This is a genomic window from Streptococcus thoraltensis DSM 12221, from assembly GCF_000380145.1.
In the GTDB taxonomy this organism is placed as follows: domain Bacteria; phylum Bacillota; class Bacilli; order Lactobacillales; family Streptococcaceae; genus Streptococcus; species Streptococcus thoraltensis.
In genome coordinates this window covers 128,557-150,314 of the sequence record NZ_KB904587.1, presented here as the reverse complement: position 1 = coordinate 150,314, position 21,758 = coordinate 128,557, and the positions used below count along the sequence as shown (strand labels likewise).

General features: G+C 38.3%; 17 protein-coding genes, 3 tRNA genes, 1 other RNA gene and 1 pseudogene. 16 read left to right on the top strand and 6 right to left on the bottom strand.

The features are described 5' to 3' along the window. Window positions 1-81: 81 nt before the first annotated feature. The 5 genes from A3IA_RS0102270 to A3IA_RS0102250 all read left to right on the top strand — a co-directional run bounded on the left by A3IA_RS0102270 (window position 82) and on the right by A3IA_RS0102250 (window position 1,999). Entirely contained in the window at window positions 82-312 is a 231-nt protein-coding gene (locus tag A3IA_RS0102270) for a DUF2969 domain-containing protein (RefSeq protein WP_026217516.1), read from the top strand. A gap of 58 nt (window positions 313-370) precedes the next feature. Next, window positions 371-451: transfer RNA gene (locus A3IA_RS0102265), tRNA-Tyr, on the top strand. A gap of 5 nt (window positions 452-456) precedes the next feature. Continuing rightward, window positions 457-528: transfer RNA gene (locus A3IA_RS0102260), tRNA-Gln, on the top strand. A gap of 122 nt (window positions 529-650) precedes the next feature. After that, a complete protein-coding gene (rpsA, locus tag A3IA_RS0102255; protein ID WP_018379719.1) occupies window positions 651-1,856 on the top strand; it encodes a 30S ribosomal protein S1 in 1,206 nt (401 codons plus the stop codon). A 71-nt stretch (window positions 1,857-1,927) separates the two neighbouring features. Further along, a tRNA-Arg gene (locus A3IA_RS0102250) sits at window positions 1,928-1,999 on the top strand. Between the two features lie 697 nt (window positions 2,000-2,696). Here the strand turns inward: A3IA_RS0102250 and A3IA_RS0102245 are convergent. Together A3IA_RS0102245 and A3IA_RS0102240 are read right to left on the bottom strand one after the other, a co-directional pair. Beyond that, window positions 2,697-3,323, bottom strand: coding sequence for a DUF3862 domain-containing protein (locus A3IA_RS0102245; RefSeq protein ID WP_018379718.1), 627 nt, complete (start codon window positions 3,321-3,323; stop codon window positions 2,697-2,699). Window positions 3,324-3,428: 105 nt separating this feature from the next. Next, complete coding sequence (locus A3IA_RS0102240) at window positions 3,429-4,037, bottom strand: TVP38/TMEM64 family protein (RefSeq protein ID WP_018379717.1); 609 nt, start codon at window positions 4,035-4,037, stop codon at window positions 3,429-3,431. Window positions 4,038-4,115: 78 nt separating this feature from the next. Between A3IA_RS0102240 and ssrA the strand changes: the two genes are divergently transcribed. The 10 genes from ssrA to A3IA_RS0102190 all read left to right on the top strand — a co-directional run bounded on the left by ssrA (window position 4,116) and on the right by A3IA_RS0102190 (window position 18,713). Further along, window positions 4,116-4,463, top strand: a transfer-messenger RNA (tmRNA) gene (gene ssrA, locus A3IA_RS12430). Window positions 4,464-4,544: 81 nt separating this feature from the next. After that, a complete protein-coding gene (locus tag A3IA_RS0102235; protein WP_018379716.1) occupies window positions 4,545-7,649 on the top strand; it encodes a DNA polymerase III subunit alpha in 3,105 nt (1,034 codons plus the stop codon). 80 nt (window positions 7,650-7,729) lie between these two features. Continuing rightward, window positions 7,730-8,737 (top strand): 6-phosphofructokinase, encoded by a 1,008-nt coding sequence (pfkA, locus tag A3IA_RS0102230; protein WP_018379715.1) that lies wholly within the window; start codon window positions 7,730-7,732, stop codon window positions 8,735-8,737. A gap of 74 nt (window positions 8,738-8,811) precedes the next feature. Then, a complete protein-coding gene (gene pyk / locus A3IA_RS0102225) occupies window positions 8,812-10,314 on the top strand; it encodes a pyruvate kinase (RefSeq protein WP_026217515.1) in 1,503 nt (500 codons plus the stop codon). 102 nt (window positions 10,315-10,416) lie between these two features. Further along, window positions 10,417-10,974 carry a signal peptidase I gene (gene lepB, locus A3IA_RS0102220; protein ID WP_018379713.1) on the top strand — a complete coding sequence of 186 codons (558 nt, stop codon included), beginning with the start codon at window positions 10,417-10,419 and terminating at the stop codon, window positions 10,972-10,974. 379 nt (window positions 10,975-11,353) lie between these two features. Further along, window positions 11,354-13,165: a glutamine--fructose-6-phosphate transaminase (isomerizing) gene (gene glmS, locus A3IA_RS0102210; protein WP_018379711.1), complete on the top strand. Its 1,812-nt coding sequence runs from the start codon at window positions 11,354-11,356 to the stop codon at window positions 13,163-13,165. 136 nt (window positions 13,166-13,301) lie between these two features. After that, the gene (locus tag A3IA_RS0102205) at window positions 13,302-15,071 is read left to right on the top strand and encodes a PTS mannitol transporter subunit IIBC (protein ID WP_018379710.1); all 1,770 of its coding nucleotides are present in this window, start codon (window positions 13,302-13,304) and stop codon (window positions 15,069-15,071) included. Window positions 15,072-15,159: 88 nt separating this feature from the next. Next, the gene (locus A3IA_RS0102200) at window positions 15,160-17,109 is read left to right on the top strand and encodes a BglG family transcription antiterminator (RefSeq protein ID WP_018379709.1); all 1,950 of its coding nucleotides are present in this window, start codon (window positions 15,160-15,162) and stop codon (window positions 17,107-17,109) included. 1 nt (window position 17,110) lies between these two features. Next, window positions 17,111-17,548: a PTS mannitol transporter subunit IIA gene (locus tag A3IA_RS0102195; RefSeq protein ID WP_018379708.1), complete on the top strand. Its 438-nt coding sequence runs from the start codon at window positions 17,111-17,113 to the stop codon at window positions 17,546-17,548. Between the two features lie 13 nt (window positions 17,549-17,561). Continuing rightward, window positions 17,562-18,713, top strand: a complete 1,152-nt coding sequence (locus tag A3IA_RS0102190) for a mannitol-1-phosphate 5-dehydrogenase (protein WP_018379707.1) — start codon at window positions 17,562-17,564, stop codon at window positions 18,711-18,713. Window positions 18,714-19,019: 306 nt separating this feature from the next. On the opposite strand, the pseudogene tnpC reads toward A3IA_RS0102190, so the two are convergent. The 4 genes and pseudogenes from tnpC to A3IA_RS0102170 all read right to left on the bottom strand — a co-directional run bounded on the left by tnpC (window position 19,020) and on the right by A3IA_RS0102170 (window position 21,100). Further along, a pseudogene (gene tnpC, locus A3IA_RS11695) lies at window positions 19,020-20,373 on the bottom strand (IS66 family transposase). Further along, on the bottom strand, window positions 20,321-20,533 hold the full coding sequence (locus A3IA_RS0102180) for an IS66 family transposase (RefSeq protein ID WP_018379706.1): 213 nt from the start codon (window positions 20,531-20,533) through the stop codon (window positions 20,321-20,323). The pseudogene tnpC and the gene A3IA_RS0102180 overlap by 53 nt, the downstream one beginning before the upstream one ends. Window positions 20,534-20,583: 50 nt before the next feature. Next, window positions 20,584-20,934 (bottom strand): IS66 family insertion sequence element accessory protein TnpB, encoded by a 351-nt coding sequence (gene tnpB, locus A3IA_RS0102175; protein WP_018379705.1) that lies wholly within the window; start codon window positions 20,932-20,934, stop codon window positions 20,584-20,586. After that, window positions 20,915-21,100 carry a hypothetical protein gene (locus A3IA_RS0102170; RefSeq protein ID WP_018379704.1) on the bottom strand — a complete coding sequence of 62 codons (186 nt, stop codon included), beginning with the start codon at window positions 21,098-21,100 and terminating at the stop codon, window positions 20,915-20,917. The genes tnpB and A3IA_RS0102170 overlap by 20 nt, the downstream gene beginning before the upstream one ends. A 202-nt stretch (window positions 21,101-21,302) precedes the next feature. Here A3IA_RS0102170 and A3IA_RS0102165 point away from each other — a divergent pair, with 202 nt between their 5' ends. Continuing rightward, entirely contained in the window at window positions 21,303-21,638 is a 336-nt protein-coding gene (locus A3IA_RS0102165) for a zinc ribbon domain-containing protein YjdM (RefSeq protein WP_018379703.1), read from the top strand. The last annotated feature ends 120 nt before the right edge of the window (window positions 21,639-21,758 follow it).

Below are 21,758 nucleotides of genomic sequence, written 5' to 3'. Positions count from 1 at the left end.
TTTTCGGTAAAATACTTTTTAGTAAGATAAGGAGAAGATATAGTTTTTGGCTGTAAACCTTAAAACTATTCTGTGATTGAAATGAGTAAAAAAGATAAAAAAATTGAAATTCAAGTTAGTGATGCACAAGTTACTGTAAATAAGCAAAAAGTAGATGGCTACCAGCTACAAGCGGGTAAAAAAGTAATTGGTGAAATCGCTGAATTAGACAACCGTTTTGCCATTGTAGATAAAGAAACAGTGACAGAATTCCATAAAACATTGGACAGTGCTGTTCAGGTAGTTATCGCTAATTATAATTTAAACAATTAAAAGTGGTTAAACCTCTTGCGGCTTAACAAAAACTATGATAAAATAGTTTTTGTTGTTCGGAGAGATAGCGAAGTGGCTAAACGCGGCGGACTGTAAATCCGCTCCTTCGGGTTCGGGGGTTCGAATCCCTCTCTCTCCATTCTTTGGGGTATAGCCAAGCGGTAAGGCAAGGGACTTTGACTCCCTCATGCGTTGGTTCGAATCCAGCTACCCCAGTCATGGTATGTGGCAAAGCCTAATTGTCTTAGCGATCAGTTGTGCCCTTGCGAGTTACCTTGAGAAAATATATTGGTATCAAAAATCAGAATAGGCTGATTTTTGTTGGAGGATTTTTTAGAATGAATGAATTTGAAGATTTGCTAAACAGTGTTAGCGAAGTTAACCCTGGTGACGTTGTCACTGCAGAAGTTTTAACAGTTGATAACGATCAAGCAAACCTTGTCATCGAAGGTACTGGTGTTGAAGCTGTTCTTACTCTTCGTGAATTGACAAACGACCGCGATGCAGATATTAACGAACTTGTTAAAGCTGGCGAAACAATTGAAGTGCTTGTTCTTCGTCAAGTAGTAGGTAAAGACACTGACACAGTAACTTTCTTAGTATCTAAAAAACGCTTGGAAGCTCGCAAAGCTTGGGACAAACTTGTTGGACGTGAAGATGAAGTTGTTACAGTTAAGGGCACTCGTGCCGTTAAAGGTGGACTTTCAGTAGAATTTGAAGGTCTTCGTGGATTTATCCCAGCTTCAATGATTGACACTCGTTTTGTACGCAACACTGAACAATTTGTAGGTCAAGAATTTGATGCAAAAATCAAAGAAGTTGATCCAGCAGAAAATCGTTTCATCTTGTCACGTCGTGACGTTGTTGAAGCAGAAGCTGCAGAAGCACGTAAAGAAATCTTCTCTAAAATTGAAGAAGGTTCAGTAGTGACTGGTAAAGTTGCTCGTTTGACAAGCTTCGGTGCTTTCATCGATCTCGGTGGTGTTGATGGACTTGTTCACGTTACTGAATTGTCACATGAACGCAACGTATCACCTAAATCAGTTGTGTCAGTTGGTGATGAAGTCGAAGTAAAAGTTCTTTCTATCGATGAAGAAGCTGGACGCGTTTCACTTTCACTTAAAGCTACAACACCTGGACCATGGGATGGTGTTGACCAAAAATTAGCTAAAGGTGATGTTATCGAAGGTAAAGTTAAACGTCTTACAGACTTCGGTGCTTTTGTAGAAGTTCTTCCAGGTATCGATGGACTTGTACACATCTCACAAATTTCACACAAACGTGTTGAAAATCCAAAAGATGTTCTTTCAGTAGGTCAAGAGGTGACTGTTAAAGTTCTTGAAGTTGATTCTTCAGCTGAACGTGTATCACTTTCAATCAAAGCTCTCGAAGAGCGCCCAGCACAAGCTGAAGGTGAAAACAACAGTGAAAAACGCCAATCACGTCCACGTCGTCCAAAACGTGAAGCTAAACGTGATTATGAATTGCCAGAAACTCAAACTGGTTTCTCAATGGCTGACCTCTTTGGCGACATTGAATTGTAATTAAAAATAAAAGCTTGCCTAGCAAGCTTTTTATTATCTTGGGTCATCGGTCATCCCATGACTCAAGTTCTCCACCTTTAGTGTAATGGATATCACGTAAGATTCCGGTTCTTAAGATGGGGGTTCGATTCCCTCAAGGTGGATAGCGTGCATTTGATATCCTTTAAAGCAAAGGATTTTTCTGACTCAGATTTTTAATTATTTGAAATGTTTGTGGCTTCAAACTGATAATAAATGAAGTTGGAAGAATCAGGTATTATTGCTTGGACTAAGATACAAGAAAAAACACTCTCGTTGAAGTCTAGTTAGTAAACTAGAAACGGGAGTGTTTTTAATATGGTCAAAAATGCTTATCCACTGAATACAAAAATGGCCTGTATTAAAATGAAGAAAGCTTGTAAAAATATGAAGTTTTAAGAAAAATTTAAAGTTTAAAAATGACAGACGAACTTATCCTGAATAAGATGGTATGAAGATAATGAGCGTCTTACTTTTCTTAATCTGTTGGAAAAAAACACACTTAGGGTAAAGGCGTGGTTGAAGTGTTCGAGGTTGATTAGTTATCGTCTTTTGAAATAATTTTGATCCATCGTCACTTTCGACTTGCCGTACTCAAACTTAAGTACTGTCCGCATCTCAGTTCCTTGTCTAAAAGTTAATTCACTTGGCTCTAAAACGACAGATTGAGCAGTTAAAAGGTCAAGTGTCGCAGCTTGGTAAAGAAATCGATAATGAAATTAAAATTCAAAGAAAGTTAAACGACCAGTCCCTGTACAATGCAGGAAACTGGTCGTTTAACTTTTTTATCTCATTAGTATAATGTCGTTATGCTCTAGTTTTTTATTCTAGTCCTTTTTGCGATTTTTCGCTGAGCTTTCCGTTTTTAAAAATCAATTCGATTTGTCTAGTATTGTCTTCTCCTTTTAAATTACTTGACCACAAGGCTTGTAAACGTTCTCCATCGGATGAAACAGCTTCCGACATAACGTCAGGTTGTCCAAGAATCTCAGTGACTTCTGTAAATGTTAAATCATTAGGCAATTTTTTATCGTAGATTTTCTTTGTCACGGTTTGCTTACGTTCAAAGGCAAAGTTTGAAATTGCTCTAGCGATCGTACTGTTTTCAAACAATTGAGCACTGATTGTGACGCCATCAACTTCCCAAGTATAAACATCAAGTGTTACATCTCCTGCAGGTTTTGTAGTGTGTGATGTTGGCTCACCGTACAATTCTTTTATTTGTTCAAGTGATGTTCCACCCTTAAAGTTATTTTCAGCCGTTGCAGTCTTAATGTCGTTAAATTTTAAGCGAACCTGAGGATCTTGTTTAGGTTCTGATTTTGACTGTAAGGTGGTTAATTCTTTTTTCTTGGCAGTATGGTTAGTGTCTTTATTACTTGTACATGCTGAAAGGCTAATAAGAGCTAACCCTAAGGTTGCTACTGGTAGTATTTTTTTGAAATTCATATGCATTCCTTTTTGATTGATTATGAGTATTATAGCATATCTTTAAGAAAATCATAATACTATAAGATATAAAAAATATTCCCAAGTCAGAGACTTGCGAATATTTTACAGGAATTTTTTAATCCAATCTCCACCGTAAATCCATAGAGCGCTGTAGCCAATGAACGAGAATGGTTTAGTAATAAGAATTATCGTAGTGAAGCGTTTCAAGCTCATATTAGTAAGAGCGGTAACCATAACCATCATATCAGCAGGTGAAACAGGAGCAATCATACATAGTATAAAGAGAATTTCAAAATGTTTACTCTCTAATTTTTGTTCGTATTTGAAAAAGGTCTCTTCTTTGACAAAAAGCAGAATGAATTTTCTACCAAAACGTTTAACTAGTAGAAATAAAATAATACTTCCTACGATAATGCCAATATAATTATAGATAAAGCCTTGCCACCACCCAAAGACCCAAAATCCTACAACAGTAGTTAATCCACCAGGAATAACTGGGAAGACAACTTGGATGATTTGGATGACAATAAAGATGAGCGGCCCCATAAGCTCGTGTCTTTTAATAACTGATTTTAAAACATTTGTATTATTTAATATACCGATGTGGTAGAGCCAGAGGATTAAAATACCCGTAGCAATCAAACAAAGAAAACCAATATATCTGATTATTTGTTGTAATAATCGGTAGCGCTTGCCATATTTCATTTCCATAGCTTAATCATACCATAACGGACTTTTTTTTGCTATTTGAAATTACATTTGGTATAATATTATTATCATTTTTGTTCTGGGGTCGTTACGGATTCGACAGGCATTATGCGGCATATTCTGCGACTCATCGTGCGGATGTAAAACGTCAGTTAAATATAACTGCAAAAAATAACACTTCTTACGCTTTAGCTGCCTAAAAAACAGCGGGTGTGACTTGCTTGGAATTGCTTGTGTTTCAAGTCAAGTCTTATTTTAGCAAGCTACGTTCAAGTATTGTCTAGCTGCTTGAAAAGAGATTGATAGACTCGCTTAGTATAGGGTTGAGCTATGTGTCGATACTGAGTTAAATTAAGACATAGCCTATAGTTGTAGACGAATGTGATGGCAGGTGTTTGGACGTGGGTTCGACTCCCACCGGCTCCATAGTGTCCCCCTTTATCAGAGATGGTAAAGGGGTTCTTTTATTATTTTAATGTTATTGCTTGATGAGAAATTGGGGAGAAGTAAATGTTTGTGCCATTAGAGACAAAGACTGTCTATAGCTTTATGGAAAGTCTCATAGATATAGATACTTATATTTCCCGAGGACGAGAACTTGGCTATTCGGCTTTAGGGATTATGGATAGGGACAATTTATATGCTGCCTATCATTTCATTCAAAAATCCAAATCAGCAGGTATTCAGCCGATTGTTGGACTTTCAACGAGCCTCCTTTATCAAGATAATCAGATAGAATGTCGCTTGGTTGCTCTAAATTCTCAAGGGTATAGAAACCTAATGAAAGTATCAACTGAGGTGATGTCGGGTAATCGGCAATTTAAGGATTTACTGCCTTATTTTGACAGTATATTGACCATTATTCCTTATTACGAGGGCATCAATTCTTTAGAGATTCCAGTACCGTTCTCAATCGGCGTTGATTTAGATACTCCGGTTCAATTCTTTAATAAAGAAATTCTTCCTCTTCACCAAGTAACTGCTTTTGAGTCAGTAGATAAAGAAATTCTTCAAATGCTTGAAGCAATTAAGGAAAATCTTCCTTTGAAAGAAGTCACCATCAGTTCACAGCCTTCTGTTTTGTCTGATGCAAAGCAAATGGAAGAAGCGTTTGAAAGTCGTTTTCCTGGAATTATAGCGCGGTTAACAGAAATCACCAAAGGTATTTCCTACTCATTTGATACTAATTTAAAATTACCACGTTTTAATCGTGAGAAGGAAGCTCATGTAGAGTTAAGAGAGCGGACGTTTGCTGGACTGAAAGAAAAGGGACTAACGTCACCAATCTATCGTGAGAGACTAGAGAAAGAATTAACCATTATTCATGATATGGGGTTTGATGATTATTTCTTGATTGTCTGGGATTTATTAGCCTTTGGCCGTCAACAAGGTTATTATATGGGGATGGGGCGAGGTTCAGCAGCAGGAAGTCTGGTTGCCTATGCCCTTTCTATAACGGGCATTGATCCTGTGAAGAATGACTTGCTTTTTGAACGGTTTTTAAATACTGAACGGTACAGCATGCCAGATATTGACATCGATTTACCTGATATATATCGTAGTGAATTTTTACACTATGTTCGTGACCGCTATGGCTCCAACCATGCTGCTCAAATTGTAACTTTCTCGACATTTGGCGCAAAACAAGCTATTCGAGATGTTTTCAAACGATTTGGAGCTGCAGAGTACGAACTGACAAATATTACTAAGAAAATTTCATTTCGAGATAATTTGACGAGTGTTTACGATAAAAACATGTCTTTCAGACAGATTATTAATAGCAAGCCTGAGTACCAGAGGGCTTTTGAAATTGCTAAAAAAATTGAAGGCAAACCGCGTCAGACTTCCATCCACGCTGCTGGTGTGGTGATGAGTGATGATTTATTAACAGATCATATACCACTGAAATCTGGTGATGAAATGATGATTACCCAATACGATGCGGGTGCTGTTGAAGCTAACGGTCTGTTAAAAATGGATTTCTTGGGCTTACGGAATTTGACCTTCGTTCAAAAAATGAAAGAAACGGTGGCTTCCGAACTGGGAGAGCAGATTGTTATTGAAGATATTGATTTAGAAGATCAAAAAACCTTGAGACTTTTTGCTGCTGGACGAACCAAGGGTATCTTTCAATTTGAACAGGCAGGTGCCATAAATCTTTTAAAACGCATTAAGCCCGCCCGTTTTGAAGAAGTCGTCGCTACAACAAGTCTAAACCGACCAGGAGCAAGTGATTATATTGATAATTTCATTGCCCGAAAATATGGCAAGGAAAAAATTGATCTGATTGATCCAGTAGTGGCACCAATTTTAGAGTCAACTTTTGGTATCATGCTTTATCAAGAACAGGTCATGCAAATTGCTCAAGTATTTTCAGGTTTTACACTTGGTAAGGCGGACATGCTTCGTCGAGCCATGTCCAAAAAAAATGTTGCTGAAATGCAAAAAATGGAAGCTGATTTTTTAAAAGGAGCAACAGAATTAGGAAGAAACCCAGAAACAGCCAAACGCTTATTTGAAATGATGGCTAAGTTTGCCGGCTATGGGTTTAACCGAAGTCACGCCTTTGCTTATTCAGCTTTGGCGTTCCAACTTGCTTACTTTAAAGCTCACTATCCTTCTATTTTTTACGATGTCATGCTCAATTATTCAAGCAGTGATTATCTACACGATGCCTTGACTTCAGATTTCACCCTATCCAAATTATCAATTAATCATATTCCTTATAAGGATAAAATTTCAAAAGGTAAGATTTACTTAGGCTTAAAAAATATCAAAGGGCTACCAAGAGAGTTAGCCTATTGGATTATTGAGAGTAGACCCTTTCATGGGGTGGAAGACTTCTTAACACGCTTACCGGAGAATTTTCAAAAGTCGGAAGTTATTCTTCCTCTCGTACAGGTTGGTTTATTTGATCAATTTGAGAAAAATCGTCATAAAATTGAAGTAAACTTAGAAAACCTAATTCTCTTTGTGCAGGAACTCGGAAGTCTTTTTGCCGAATCCTCCTATAATTGGATGGAAGAAACTGATTATTCCAATGCTGAAAAGTATCGTCAAGAGGTTGCAGTGTTAGGGGTTGGCATCAGTCCTCATCCTTTGAAAGAATTGATGAGCAATAATTCTCGTTCAGTCGATAAAATAGCACATTTGACAGCGAATCAAACAGTGACTATCTTGGGTCAGATTGAGTCTATAAGAATCATTAGAACTAAATCAAGTGGTCAACAAATGGCGTTTTTGAGAATAACAGATACTGAGCGACAAATGGATGTCATCTTATTTCCAGAAACTTACTATCATTTATCAAGTCAGTTAAAGGAAGAAGGTATCTATTATTTCACTGGTCGTACACAAGAGCGTGATGGGCGAATTCAACTTATTTTAAATCAGCTTGAAATGGCGAGCACTGAAAAATATTGGATTCAAGTTCAAAACCATGACCATGACCTGATTATAGCCAGAATTTTGAAAGAACACTCAGGGAATATTCCGGTTGTGATTCACTACCAAGAAAGTCATGAAACCATTCAAAGTAAGACATATTTTGTTGAAAAATCACAAGATTTGGACCTTGACTTAAAACCATATGTCATGAAAACGGTTTTTCGTTAAATTATGGTGGAAATCCTCCCGTTTCAAGGCTGAATGTGCTATAATGAAGAAGTTAAAAATGTAAAGGAGTAACATGCAAAATGAAACGTATTGCTGTTTTAACTAGTGGTGGTGACGCTCCTGGTATGAATGCTGCTGTTCGTGCAGTAGCTCGTAAAGCAATCACAGAAGGAATGGAAGTCTTCGGTATTAACCGTGGTTACGCTGGAATGGTTGATGGTGACATTTTCCAACTTGAAGCCGGTACAGTTGCTAATATTCTTTCTAATGGTGGTACTTTCCTCCAATCAGCTCGCTATCCTGAATTTGCGACTGTTGAGGGTCAACTTAAAGGTATTGAACAATTAAAGAAACACGGTATTGAAGGTGTCGTTGTTATTGGTGGCGATGGATCATACCATGGAGCTATGCGCTTGACAGAACATGGCTTCCCAGCAGTTGGTGTTCCAGGAACAATCGATAATGATATTGTTGGTACAGACTACACAATCGGGTTTGATACTGCTGTAAGTACAGCCACTGAAGCCCTTGACCGTATTCGTGATACATCTGCATCACATGACCGTACTTTCGTTGTTGAAGTAATGGGACGTAATGCTGGAGATATAGCACTTTGGTCAGGTATTGCATCAGGTGCTGACCAAATTATTATTCCTGAAGAAGAGTATGATATTAATGATGTTGTTGCTAAAATCAAACAAGGATATAGTCGCAACAAAAAACACCATATCATTGTTCTTGCTGAAGGTGTTATGAGTGGTGAAGAATTTGCTGCTAAATTGAAAGAGGCAGGGGATGACTCTGATCTTCGTGTCACTAACTTAGGACACTTGCTTCGTGGTGGTGCACCAACTGCTCGCGACCGCGTTCTTGCTTCATGGTTGGGCGCTCGCGCTGTAGAACTTTTAAAAGAAGGTCGTGGTGGAGTTGCTGTAGGTGTCTACAAAGAAGAATTAGTCGAAAGTCCAATTCTTGGAACTGCTGAAGAAGGTGCTTTGTTCACACTTGAAGGTGACAAAATTGTGGTTAACAATCCACATAAGGCACGTTTAGATTTTGCTAAATTGAACAAAGATTTGGCAAACTAGTTTGAAAGTAGTTATTTAATTTTAGTTAATCGTCGATAATCGACAAAAAATAAAGGGAGTTTTTATATATCATGATGAATAAACGTGTAAAAATCGTTGCAACACTTGGTCCAGCGGTTGAAATCCGTGGTGGTAAACGTTTCGGAGAAGATGGATATTGGAGTGAGCAACTAGATGTTGAAACGTCTGCAGCTAAAATTGCTGAGTTAATCGAAGCAGGAGCTAACGTTTTCCGTTTCAACTTCTCACATGGTGATCATGAAGAGCAAGGTGCTCGTATGGCTACTGTACGTCGTGCTGAAGAATTGGCACGTCAAAAAGTTGGTTTCCTTCTTGATACAAAAGGACCAGAAATGCGTACAGAATTGTTTGAAGGCGATGATAAAGAGTTTTCATACACAACAGGTGAAAAAATCCGTGTTGCTACCGCTCAAGGTCAAAAATCAACTCGTGATGTTATTGCATTGAACGTGGCAGGTGCGCTTGACATCTACGATGAAGTATCAGTTGGTAATACTATTCTTATCGACGATGGAAAACTTGGTTTGCGTGTTCTTGAAAAAGACATTGCAAAACGTGAATTTATTGTTGAAGTTGAAAACGACGGTATTATTGCTAAACAAAAAGGTGTTAATATCCCTAACACTAAAATTCCTTTCCCAGCGCTTGCTGAACGTGATAACGCTGATATCCGTTTTGGTCTTGAACAAGGTCTTAACTTTATCGCTATCTCATTCGTACGTACTGCAAAAGACGTTGAAGAAGTTCGTGCGATCTGTAAAGAAACTGGTAACGAACACGTTCAATTGTTTGCGAAAATTGAAAACCAACAAGGTATCGACAATATCGATGAAATCATCGAAGCAGCTGACGGTATCATGATTGCTCGTGGTGACATGGGTATCGAAGTTCCATTTGAAATGGTTCCTGTATTCCAAAAAATGATCATCACTAAAGTTAATGCAGCAGGTAAGGCAGTTATTACAGCAACAAACATGCTTGAAACAATGACTGACAAACCACGTGCAACACGTTCAGAAGTATCTGACGTCTTCAATGCTGTTATTGATGGAACTGATGCAACAATGCTTTCAGGTGAGTCAGCTAACGGTAAATACCCAGTTGAAGCTGTTAAAACAATGGCTACAATTGACAAAAATGCACAAGGTCTTCTTAACGAATACGGTCGTTTAGATTCTTCAACATTCCCACGCACTAATAAAACTGATGCTGTGGCTTCAGCAGTTAAAGATGCTTCACATTCAATGGACATCAAACTCGTTGTTACGATTACTGAATCAGGAAACACTGCACGTGCGATTTCTAAATTCCGTCCAGATGCAGACATCTTGGCAGTTACTTTTGATGAAAAAGTACAACGTTCATTGATGATGTACTGGGGTGTTATTCCAGTTGTCACTTCAAAACCAGGTACAACTGATGACATGTTTGAATTGGCTGAAAAAGTTGCTCTTGAAACAGGTCTTGTACAATCAGGTGATAACATTGTTATCGTTGCTGGTGTACCTGTTGGATCAGGTGGAACTAACACAATGCGTATCCGCACTGTTCAATAAGAAATTATATTTTGACTTAAGTAGAGTAGTCTTAGGATTACTCTACTTTTTTTATGTTATGAAAAATGGTATAATAGTTTTCAAAACAAGGAGAAGTTAAGTATGGTAAAGCGTGATTTAATTCGAAACATTATTTTAGCCGTTATTTTTGCACTAGTCCTTTTTTTTATTGGTAGATTCTACATTTCTACTATTAAAGTGAACGAGGAAAGTGAAAATAGTTTCTTAAAAGCTAATGATGTTTTGGTTTATAATAAACAAGAAAAACCTAAACCTGATGACTATATTGTTTATGAGGCTGATGGTAGAAAGCATATTAGCCGTGTCATTGCCGAAAGCGGTGATAATGTAGCGTCCATGGATGACGTTCTTTATATTAATGGCGTTGTTAAGCCAGAACCTTATATCGAAGATTTAAAAGCGGCTTATCTGGCTAAAACGAATCATCAAGTCAACTTCACGATGGATTTTAATCTACAAACAATTAGCAAATCATCTAAAGATAAAATTGCTAAAAATCATTTTCTTGTTTTGAATGATAACCGTCAAGATGAGCAAGATAGTCGTCAATTTGGTTTGATTGACCAAGCTCAAATAAAAGGAGTATTGACATTCAAGCTGTATCCATTCGACGAATTTGGATTTTTAGAAAATAAATAATTATCGGAAAAGATTATAGAATGCCTCGGATTGAAGAAAAAGTCCATTTTGGATATTTTTCTTCAATCTTTTTGATTGTAGTCAAAAATAAAACAGTTTTAAAAACTTTGAAATAACAGCGTTTCTAAAAGTGTATTTAGCATTCATCTCCCTGCAAAATTTCTAAATTACCCAATTTTTAAGGGTTTGTCCACGTTCAGAGAATGTCTATGGATTTTTTATTTTTTAAAAATATGACTATACCAATTTTTTGTGTTGACATAATCGAAATATCGTTATATACTATCAATGTCTTATTTTTGAGGTATAAATGACTATACCAATTTAGAAATGAAAAAGGAGGAGTGGTTATCGATTTGAGATAACTACGAAGAAATTTATGTGTGGAATTGTTGGTGTTGTAGGAAATCGTAATGCAACAGATATCTTGATGCAAGGTCTTGAAAAGTTGGAATACCGAGGTTATGACTCAGCAGGTATTTATGTCGCTAATGGTGACAATTCTAGCCTTGTAAAATCAGTTGGTCGTATTGCAGACCTACGTGCTAAGATTGGTATTGATGTTTCTGGAAGCACTGGTATCGGTCATACACGTTGGGCTACTCATGGTCAAGCAACTGAGGATAACGCTCACCCACATACATCAGCAACTGGGCGTTTTGTTCTCGTTCATAATGGTGTTATTGAAAACTACCTTCAAATCAAAGAGGAGTACCTTGCAGGTCATGACTTGAAAGGTCAAACAGATACAGAAATTGCTGTTCATTTGATTGGTCAATTTGTTGAAGATAGTTTGTCAGTTCTTGAAGCCTTCAAGAAAGCATTGTCAATCATCGAAGGTTCCTATGCCTTTGCATTGGTTGATTCTGAAGATACAGATACTATCTATGTCGCTAAAAACAAATCACCTCTTTTGATTGGTTTGGGCGATGGATACAACATGGTCTGTTCAGATGCGATGGCAATGATTCGTGAAACTTCTGAATTTATGGAAATCCATGACAAAGAATTGGTTATTTTGACTAAAGATGCAGCGACAGTTACTGACTACGATGGAAACGAAATTGAGCGTGATTCTTACACAGCTGAGTTGGATCTCTCTGATATTGGTAAAGGTACCTATCCATTTTATATGCTCAAAGAAATTGATGAGCAACCAACTGTTATGCGTAAATTGATTTCAACATACGCTGACAGCGAAGGCAATATGAACATCGATCCAGCCATCGTTAAGTCTGTACAAGATGCTGATCGTATCTATATTCTTGCAGCAGGTACATCATACAATGCTGGTTTTGCTTCAAAAGCTATGCTTGAAAAATTAACTGATACACCAGTAGAACTTGGAGTTGCATCTGAGTGGGGCTATAACATGCCACTTCTTAGCAAAAAACCAATGTTTATCTTGCTCAGCCAATCGGGTGAAACAGCTGATAGCCGTCAAGTACTTGTAAAAGCCAATGAAATGGGCATCCCAAGTTTGACAGTAACTAACGTTCCTGGTTCAACGCTTTCACGTGAAGCAACCTATACAATGCTCCTTCACGCTGGACCTGAAATTGCCGTTGCATCAACAAAAGCCTACACAGCTCAAGTAGCTGCCCTTGCGTTCCTAGCTAAAGCGGTTGGTGAAGCAAATGGCAAAGCTGAAGCAGCTGAATTCGATCTTGTGCATGAGCTATCTATCGTAGCGCAATCTATCGAGGCGACCTTATCTGAAAAAGATATGATTGCAGATAAAGTGGAAAAATTATTATCTACAACGCGTAACGCTTTCTATATTGGACGTGGTAATGATTACTATGTAGCTATGGAAGCATCGCTCAAATTAAAAGAAATTTCATACATCCAATGTGAAGGTTTTGCAGCTGGTGAGTTGAAGCATGGTACGATTTCATTGATTGAAGATGGAACACCAGTTATCGGTTTGATTTCTTCAAGCGAACTTGTAGCTGCTCATACACGTGGTAATATCCAAGAAGTAGCTGCTCGTGGTGCCAATGTCTTAACGGTTGTTGAAGAAGGATTGGAACGTGAAGGTGATGATATTGTTGTTAATAAAGTTCATCCATTCTTAGCAACAATTGGTATGGTTATTTCAACACAATTGATTGCTTACTATGCATCACTTCAACGTGGTCTTGACGTTGACAAGCCACGTAACCTTGCTAAAGCTGTTACTGTTGAATAAGTCCTTAATATAAAGAGAAGATGTCAGGCAAAAGTCAGGCATCTTTTTTTGGCACAAAAAATGTGTCAAAGTTTGAGTGTTATAGAAAACGCTTTAATGTTATCATGAATAAGTAAAAAAAATAGGAGGCGTTCTCATGGAACAACAATCATCATTAAAAGTGAAAATCCAAAAACTTGGAACAACACTTTCTAATATGGTCATGCCCAATATTGGGGCATTTATTGCTTGGGGGGTAATCACAGCACTTTTTATTGAGGCAGGTTACTTACCAAATGAAAAATTAGCCACAATTGTAGGTCCAATGTTGACTTACTTGCTTCCAATTCTTATTGGTTACACTGGTGGTTACAACGTCTATGCACAACGTGGAGGTGTTGTTGGTGCCATTGCTACGTTTGGAGCTATCGCTGGTTCCACAGTACCAATGTTTATCGGTGCTATGATTATGGGGCCTCTTGGTGGTTGGCTTATCAAAAAATTTGATGAAAAATTCCAATCAAAAATCCCAACTGGTTTTGAGATGTTGGTTAACAACTTTTCAGCTGGTTTAATTGGTTTTGGTCTTGTCTTACTAGCCTTCTTTGCCATTGGGCCAGTTGTAGCAACACTTACTGGTTGGGTTGGTGACGGTGTTCAAGCAATTGTTGACGCTAAACTCTTACCAATTGCTAACTTGATTATTGAACTTGCCAAAGTTCTCTTCTTGAACAATGCCCTTAACCATGGTATCTTTACACCACTGGGCACTGAGCAAGCAGCAGAGACTGGTAAATCAATTCTTTATCTTCTTGAAGCTAACCCTGGACCTGGTCTTGGTATCCTCCTTGCTTATGGTATTTTTGGCAAGGGTTCAGCAAAAGCTTCTTCATGGGGAGCAACTATTATTCACTTCCTTGGTGGTATTCACGAAATCTACTTCCCATATGTCATGATGAAACCTGCTATGTTCTTAGCAGCAATCGCAGGTGGTGTGACAGGTACCTTTACTTTCCAACTTCTTGGAGCGGGTCTAACATCACCATCTTCACCGGGTTCAATTATCGCCATTATGGCTATGGCACCTAAAGGATTTGGTCCTCACTTAGTTGTTCTTGCAGGTGTCTTCGCAGCGACAGCAGCATCATTCTTTGTGGCATCCATTATCCTTAAAACAGATAAATCAACAGGTGATGATTTGGCTCAAGCTCAAGCAGCAACAGCAGCGGCGAAAGCACAATCAAAAGGTCAAGCAACTTCAACGCAATCATCACCAATCACTGAAGAAATTTCATCAGAAGCCATTGACCAAATTATCTTCGCATGTGATGCTGGTATGGGGAGTTCAGCTATGGGTGCTTCAATTCTCCGTGATAAAGTGAAAAAAGCTGGTCTTAACATTCCTGTTACTAATAAAGCCATTTCAAACCTTACAGACGTTGATCGCACTTTGATTGTGACTCAAGAAGAGTTAGCACCACGCGCCTATCAACGCACACCACGTGCGGCACACGTGTCAGTGGACAACTTCTTAGCCACACCAAAATATGATGAAATTGTAGCCTTGTTGGCAGAAGAAGTGACCTCTGTTTCAGCTCAAGAAAAACAAGTGGTTGCTACAGATGAGAATGTTGATTTGAACCAAATTGATGAAGTCGTATTTGCCTATGGGAAAGCTGAAGGTTCAGCAACAATGGGGCAAGCAACTCTCGAAGCAATCTTTAAAAATAAAAATGTTGGTATTCCAGTATCAAAAGCACCATTTGTAGAACTCGACCGTTTCAATGCTAAAAATATTCTGGTTGTTACCACAATCGCTAATCAAACGGATGTACAATCAGCTGCACCAAATGCTCAGCTTCTTGTTGTTGATAGCCTTGTAACAACACCAGAATATGACAAAATGGTCGATCGAATGAATAAATAATTGAAGTTGGAACTCAATCATGTCACTTAGATTTTATAGTCTAATGGGGACATTGAAAGCAAGAATAGAAAAGTAGTATAATAAGTTTATGCTATTGACAAAACGTGAAGAACAATTGTTGAAAGCTTTCCTGGAATATGGGAAGCTTTCCGTCAATCAACTAACAGATATTCTACAAGTATCAAAACGAACAACCTACCGAACTATTGCTGATCTTACCGAGAGCTTACATACTATTCAAATAGGGATATTGAGAGAATCAGGAAAGTATTACTTGTCTGGTGATTTAGACAAACTCGAGCATTACCAGTCCCAAAAGACCTATTCTCAGAAAGAAAGACTTTCTCTGATTTCTCTTTCTTTATTGATGGAAGACAAGCCTTTAACCAATGAGTTGTTACAAGAAGAATTTATAGTTAGTAATGTGACAATCATTCAAGATATTGCGACTATTGAAGGACGTTTCAATGATTTTAACCTTCGAATGCATCGTCAGGGAGGTTACTCACTTGAAGGGGATAATGGCTTAAAAAGATGGTTAGCAGCCGTTATTTTGACACAAAGCCTAGCGGTTTCTGACTTTAGTAAATTAGAGCAACTGCATCTGCCGTGGTTCAATGTGAAGCAGTTTAAGATTGCGAAAAAACTGTTTGAACAAATCGGTGAACAACTTCCTGAATGTGATGCTATTATGGGACACTTCCTGATTGTTTTGTTGAGTTTGGCAAATGTTAATCAACTTGAACTACAAAGTCGCCCTGTCAGTCGAGAAGCTCTCGATTTAACGCAATCACTTTTTAATGATTATGCTAAGGAATCTGGTCAATTCTTTAACTTACAAGAAATTCTGTATTTCGCTCAACGTTTGGATGAATTTGTTATTAAACGACAGCCAGATCCACTCTTTCAAGAGCAGGTGGATAGTGAGTTTTATTACAACATCTCGAATCTGATTGATAAAGTATCTCTTTACACAAAAAGTAATTTCGCTAAAGATCAGATTTTATTCAAGTTTCTTTTTAATCACATTCGTTTAAGTTTAGCTGTACCAGAGATTTTTGGTGAATCTAGTCAGAACGCTATTGCACACAGTGCTTTGCGACACAGTTCTTATCTGCATCGTGTTGTCAGCTTACTGGTTAAGGATATTTTCCCAACATACTTACAAACAGAAAATGAATATGAGCTGATTACCTTACATTTTGCCTCTAGTTTGAGAAGAAGCCCTGATATATATCCTATTCGTCTCTTATTGTTGACAGATGAAAGACCTCTAGCTAGAGAGCTTTTGGTTACTAGGATTAAAAACTTGGCACCTTTTATAGAACGCTTAAGTGTTACCTCACCGAGTCAATTTGAGGCGACAGCAGTTGAGCAATACGATGCTGTTTTAACCACTCAACCAACTAAGGAAGACTTCTATTTTATCTCTATTTATCCTGATGGAAAAGAACTTCTTGCCCTTCAGGATTTCTTGCAGAGTGTTCAAGAGAATCGTGATGTGGTTGTTCGCTCGGAATTACCCATTGAAGCTAGCTTTGACGTTCAAGATTATCTGGTAGTCAGCCAGTCTTTGTTACAACATTTTAATGTTTATCAAGTGGCTAATGTTGGCTCTTTTGAAGATGCGGTACTATCTGTTGTTAATGTTTTACCAGGTATTACTGATTACGATTACCTATCTGCAAAGTTAATCCAACGCTTTGAGCAAAGTCCTATGGCCATTCCAGAAACGGGCTTGATGCTTCTTCATACGCGCTCAAGTCGTGTAAAACAATCAGGCTTTTACATTTGTGATTTAGAGCAACCTGTGACAGCTATTTCTATGAATAGAACTCCTGAAGTGGTTACAAGGGTATTAGTCATGCTGACGGGCATTTCTGAAAGTGATACAGTTAGAGAATTGATGACAGCAATTGGTCAATCAATCATTGAAAACCATCTCTATACAGAGATTTACAAAACTGGTAATAAAGCTATTATCTATCAGTTACTCAACCAAATTTTCACAGAAAATATCAAGAAATTGGAGAATTAACATGCAATTCGAAAAAGAACTAATCAAGTTAAATCAAGCCTTTGGTAGTAAAGAAGATGCTATTCGCTATTGTGGTAATCTTCTCAAAGATAGAGGTTATGTTAACCCATCATATGTAGACGCTATGATTACGCGTAATGAAGAGTTATCCGTTTATATGGGAAACTTTATTGCCATCCCACATGGCACAGATAAGGCTAAAAAAGAAGTTTTGAAATCTGGTATCACTGTTGTTCAAGTGCCTAAAGGTGTTAACTTTGGAACAGATGAAACCCCTCAAACAGCGACAGTCTTGTTTGGTATCGCGGGTATTGGAGATGAACACTTGGATATGATTCAAAAAATTTCAATCTTCTGTGCAGATGTCGATAATGTGGTTAGATTGGCAGATGCTCAAACCGAAGAAGAAATTATTCGTTTGTTGAACAGTGTTGCATAAAAAGGAGAACATGATGAAAAAAGCAGTACATTTTGGTGCCGGAAATATTGGTCGCGGTTTTATCGGTGAAATTTTATTTGCCAATGACTTTTCAATTGACTTTGTAGATGTTAATGAAACGATTATTGATGCCTTGAATGATCGTCATAGTTATGATATTGAAATTGCTGAAGACGGTAAACGTCATATTACAGTTTCAAACGTTTCAGGTATTAACAACTCTAAAAATCCAGCAGATGTGGTTGCAGCAGTAGCGGAAGCCGACTTGATTACAACAGCCATTGGACCAAATATTTTGCCATTTATCGCTGAATTGATTGCAGATGGATTGAAAGTTCGTAAAGAAGCTGGTAGCACACAGCCTATTGACGTTTTAGCCTGTGAGAACATGATTGGTGGTTCACAATTCTTGTATGAAGAAGTGAAAAAGTACCTTTCAGACGAAGAGTTGACTTACGTTGAAGAGTACGTTGGATTTCCCAATGCAGCCGTTGACCGTATCGTGCCAGCTCAAAGTCACGAAGATCCCCTCTTTGTTGTCGTAGAACCATTTAACGAATGGGTAGTGGAAACAAGTCGTATGAAAAACACCGACTTAAAATTGGAAGGTGTGCATTACGAAGAAGACCTAGAACCATTTATCGAGCGTAAATTGTTCTCTGTTAATTCCGGCCATGCAACATCAGCCTATGCAGGAGCATACTACGGTGCTAAAACAATTCTTGAAGCCCTTCAAAATATTGATGTCAAAGCACAATTAGAAGCAGTTCTTGGTGAAATTCGTTCACTCTTAATTGCAAAGTGGGACTTTGATGAAGCCGATTTGAAAGCCTATCACGATGTGATTATTAGCCGTTTTGAAAATCCATACATCATTGATGATGTTGTCCGTGTAGCTCGTACACCAATCCGTAAACTCGGTTTTGATGAACGTTTTATTCGTCCGATTCGAGAATTGCGTGATCGTGGTTTATCATACGAAAACCTCCTTAAAACGGTGGCATTTGTCTTTAGCTATAAAGATGAAAATGATGAGCAAAGCGTACAACTTCAACAGTTATTAGCAGAAAAATCACTCAGTGACGTTGTTGTCGAAGTTACTGGACTTGAAGATCCAGCACTTATTGCTGAAATCGTTACCAGTGTTGAGGGATTGAAGAATTAAATGCATTAACCTAAAGATGGAATTCTCTTCCATCTTTTTAGGTTTCTTTGTGGAAAGAAAAAACTCTCAGAAAGCTTATCAAAACAACAGTTATAGTCAAATGAATTAGCTTTCAGACAAGGAACTGAGACGCAGACAGTACTCGCGTACGGCAAGTCGAAAGTGACGATGTATCAAAGTTAATTCAAAAGACTATATAAGAGCTTGTTTTAGTGATAATCAGGTCTTTCATTGTTTATTTGTAAGCGCCCCATAACGGAGTATATTGAAAAGTTCCAAAGTCTTGATTGACTCTGGAACTTTTTCCTATCTGCAGTTGTTTTGAATACTTTCCGCCCACAGTAAATAAGCCTCTAGAACATCCTTATTTGCGAGGCTTTCCTCGCTAGGAAGATGTTCTAGAAGATAGGTCATATATTTCTCTGAATCAAGGCCGTGTCGCTTAGCTGTTTCCAAGAGACTAAGGATGATAGCTGTTGACTTGGCTCCCTCAAAACTTTGAGAGAACAACCAATTTTTACGCCCCATAACCAAAGTCTTCATAGCCCTCTCTGCTATATTGTTAGACAGGACTAAGTTACCGTCCGAGAGAATGGTTCGGAAGGTGGTTTCGTATTTGAGGCTATACTCTAAGGCGATGCCCAATTTAGAACCTGATAAAACAGCCTGCTCACGGCACCAGTCGAAGAACTCATCCATCCAAGGGAGCTAACTCTGTCTGGCGTTTATGCAGACGCTCTTCAGTAGAGAGGTCAACCCAGTCATTCTCCAAGGCAAACAGCTGGTCGCAATACCTTAATCCCTTAGCTCCTAAAGAACTCTGGTCTGCCTTCTTAGGTGTTGCCTCAAAAAATTTACGTCTCACATGTGCCCAACAGCCAACCAGCTTAGCTTTTTCTAGTTGTCTATATGCCGACCACATATCGCAGTGAAGGTAGCCTGCGTAATGCCCAAGAAATTCCTTCACAACCAACCCACTCCGTCGTTTATCATGATGATAAAGGGTAATCCCTTGTTCTTCATGCTTGCCAGATAAGAAGGTCCAATAATAAGTCAGCTGGCTATCGCTCTCTAAGACCTTGTAGGAAGTCTCATCCGCATGGAGAATGGGCTGTTCCAACAACTTATCACGAAGAAGGTCATAAAGTGGTTCAAAATAATATTGGCTAGACTTAATATGCCAGTTGGCAATTTCTTTTCTTGTGATAGGCAAGCCAAGCTTGTTCCAATCCTCTTCCTGGCGGTAGTTCGGTACCTTGAGATTGAACTTCTGATGAATCGTATGGGCGATGATGGAGGCTGACCCCAAGCTATGTGCTAAAGGGGCTTTAGGGACGGGAGCTTTGACAATCTTATCACTGAGATTCTTCTCGCTACACGCTTGACACTTGTAGGCGTGTTGGACATGATCAATCCGCTTCAATTGCGCAGGAATAAAGACCAACTCTTGCCGTTGGACGGTTGAACCAATCTCCTTTAACTGACCATGACAATCTGGACAAGTACAGTCTTCACCCTGTAATTCGTGATGAACAATCTCTGGAGTGAATTGACTAAAAATAGCCTGACGAACTCCCTTCGTCTTCCTACGTTTATAGGTAATAGTCTCAGTCTGACCTGGGTAAGTCAGATTCTTCTTCTGGTAGGTTTTCCTCACCAAATAAGCTGAGCTGACCAGGTTGATGCACAACCTTCTCTGATGACTTTCCGTAGAGTTTCTGAGTCAGATAAGCCACCTGTTCACGAAGGAGAGCGAGTTCATTAGACATGACTTCAATCGTCTTTGTTAAACTTTCAATGACCTTATCTTGTGAATTCATAGCTATCCTCCTGATATTTTCTTTATTATACCGAAAAGAAAGCCATGATTTCAATAGAAATCACGACTTTTTGAAACATTTATTTTGGGAAAGATGGAAAATCCTTTCATCAGCCAGTCTACTTGCTCGCAAGTGAGGGCTGTGACTTCATTTTCATCACTTGGCCAATTGAGTTTGCCGTTTTCAAATCGCTTATAGAGCAACCAGAAACCTTGTCCGTCCCAATAAAGTGCTTTGAAACGGTCTTTGCGTCCTCCACAGAAGAGAAAGACCTGACCTGAGAAGGGATCTAACTCAAATTGACGTTTAACGAGATAGGCTAGTGAATCAATACCTTGCCTCATATCCGTTTTCCCACAAACCAAATAGACTTGCCCTAAATCACTGAGTTGAATGGTCATAGAGCAATACCTTATCTAAAATAGTTTCTAGTGTTTCTTGATGAAGAGATTGGAACAAGCTTAGTTCAAGCTTTCCAATACGCATTTTCAGCACCATCTCATTTTTGTTTTTCTTATCAAAACGACGAGATTGGGGCGTTTCCAAAGGAACAATGGGTTCTGACATCACAATAGCCTCCAATTCTGTTTTCTACTAACAGTATACTGGAGAACTGACAATCTCGGTAGATACCTCGTTATGGAGCGGTTACGTTTATTTTCTATCGTGTAGTGGGTGTATCTACCATCTTTTTTACTTAGCACGCACTTGCCAAATTAAGGATTCTAAAGTAAAATAAAGAGAATTATTTTTTTATTTAGGAGATATGATGACATTACCAAATTGTCCAAAATGTAACTCAGAGTATGTCTATGAAGACGGAACTCTACTAGTTTGTCCTGAGTGTGCTTATGAATGGTCACCAAGTGAAGTGGCTGAGGAAGAAGAAGGATTAATTGTTAAAGATAGCAACGGTACTCGCTTATCAGATGGTGATACTGTTACTGTTATTAAAGATCTTAAAGTTAAAGGTGCCCCAAAAGATATTAAACAAGGCACACGTGTTAAAAACATTCGATTAGTTGAAGGTGATCATAATATCGATTGTAAAGTTGATGGCTTTGGGGCTATGAAACTCAAATCAGAATTTGTTAAAAAACTTTAAGTAAAACTTGTATTAGGGTATTGGGGAAAAATACGATGGAGCAGTTTTTTATGAGCTGCTCATAAGGTTTCCTCTACCAGTATTTACAAATTAAAAGATTATCGAATCTTTCTAGCAAAT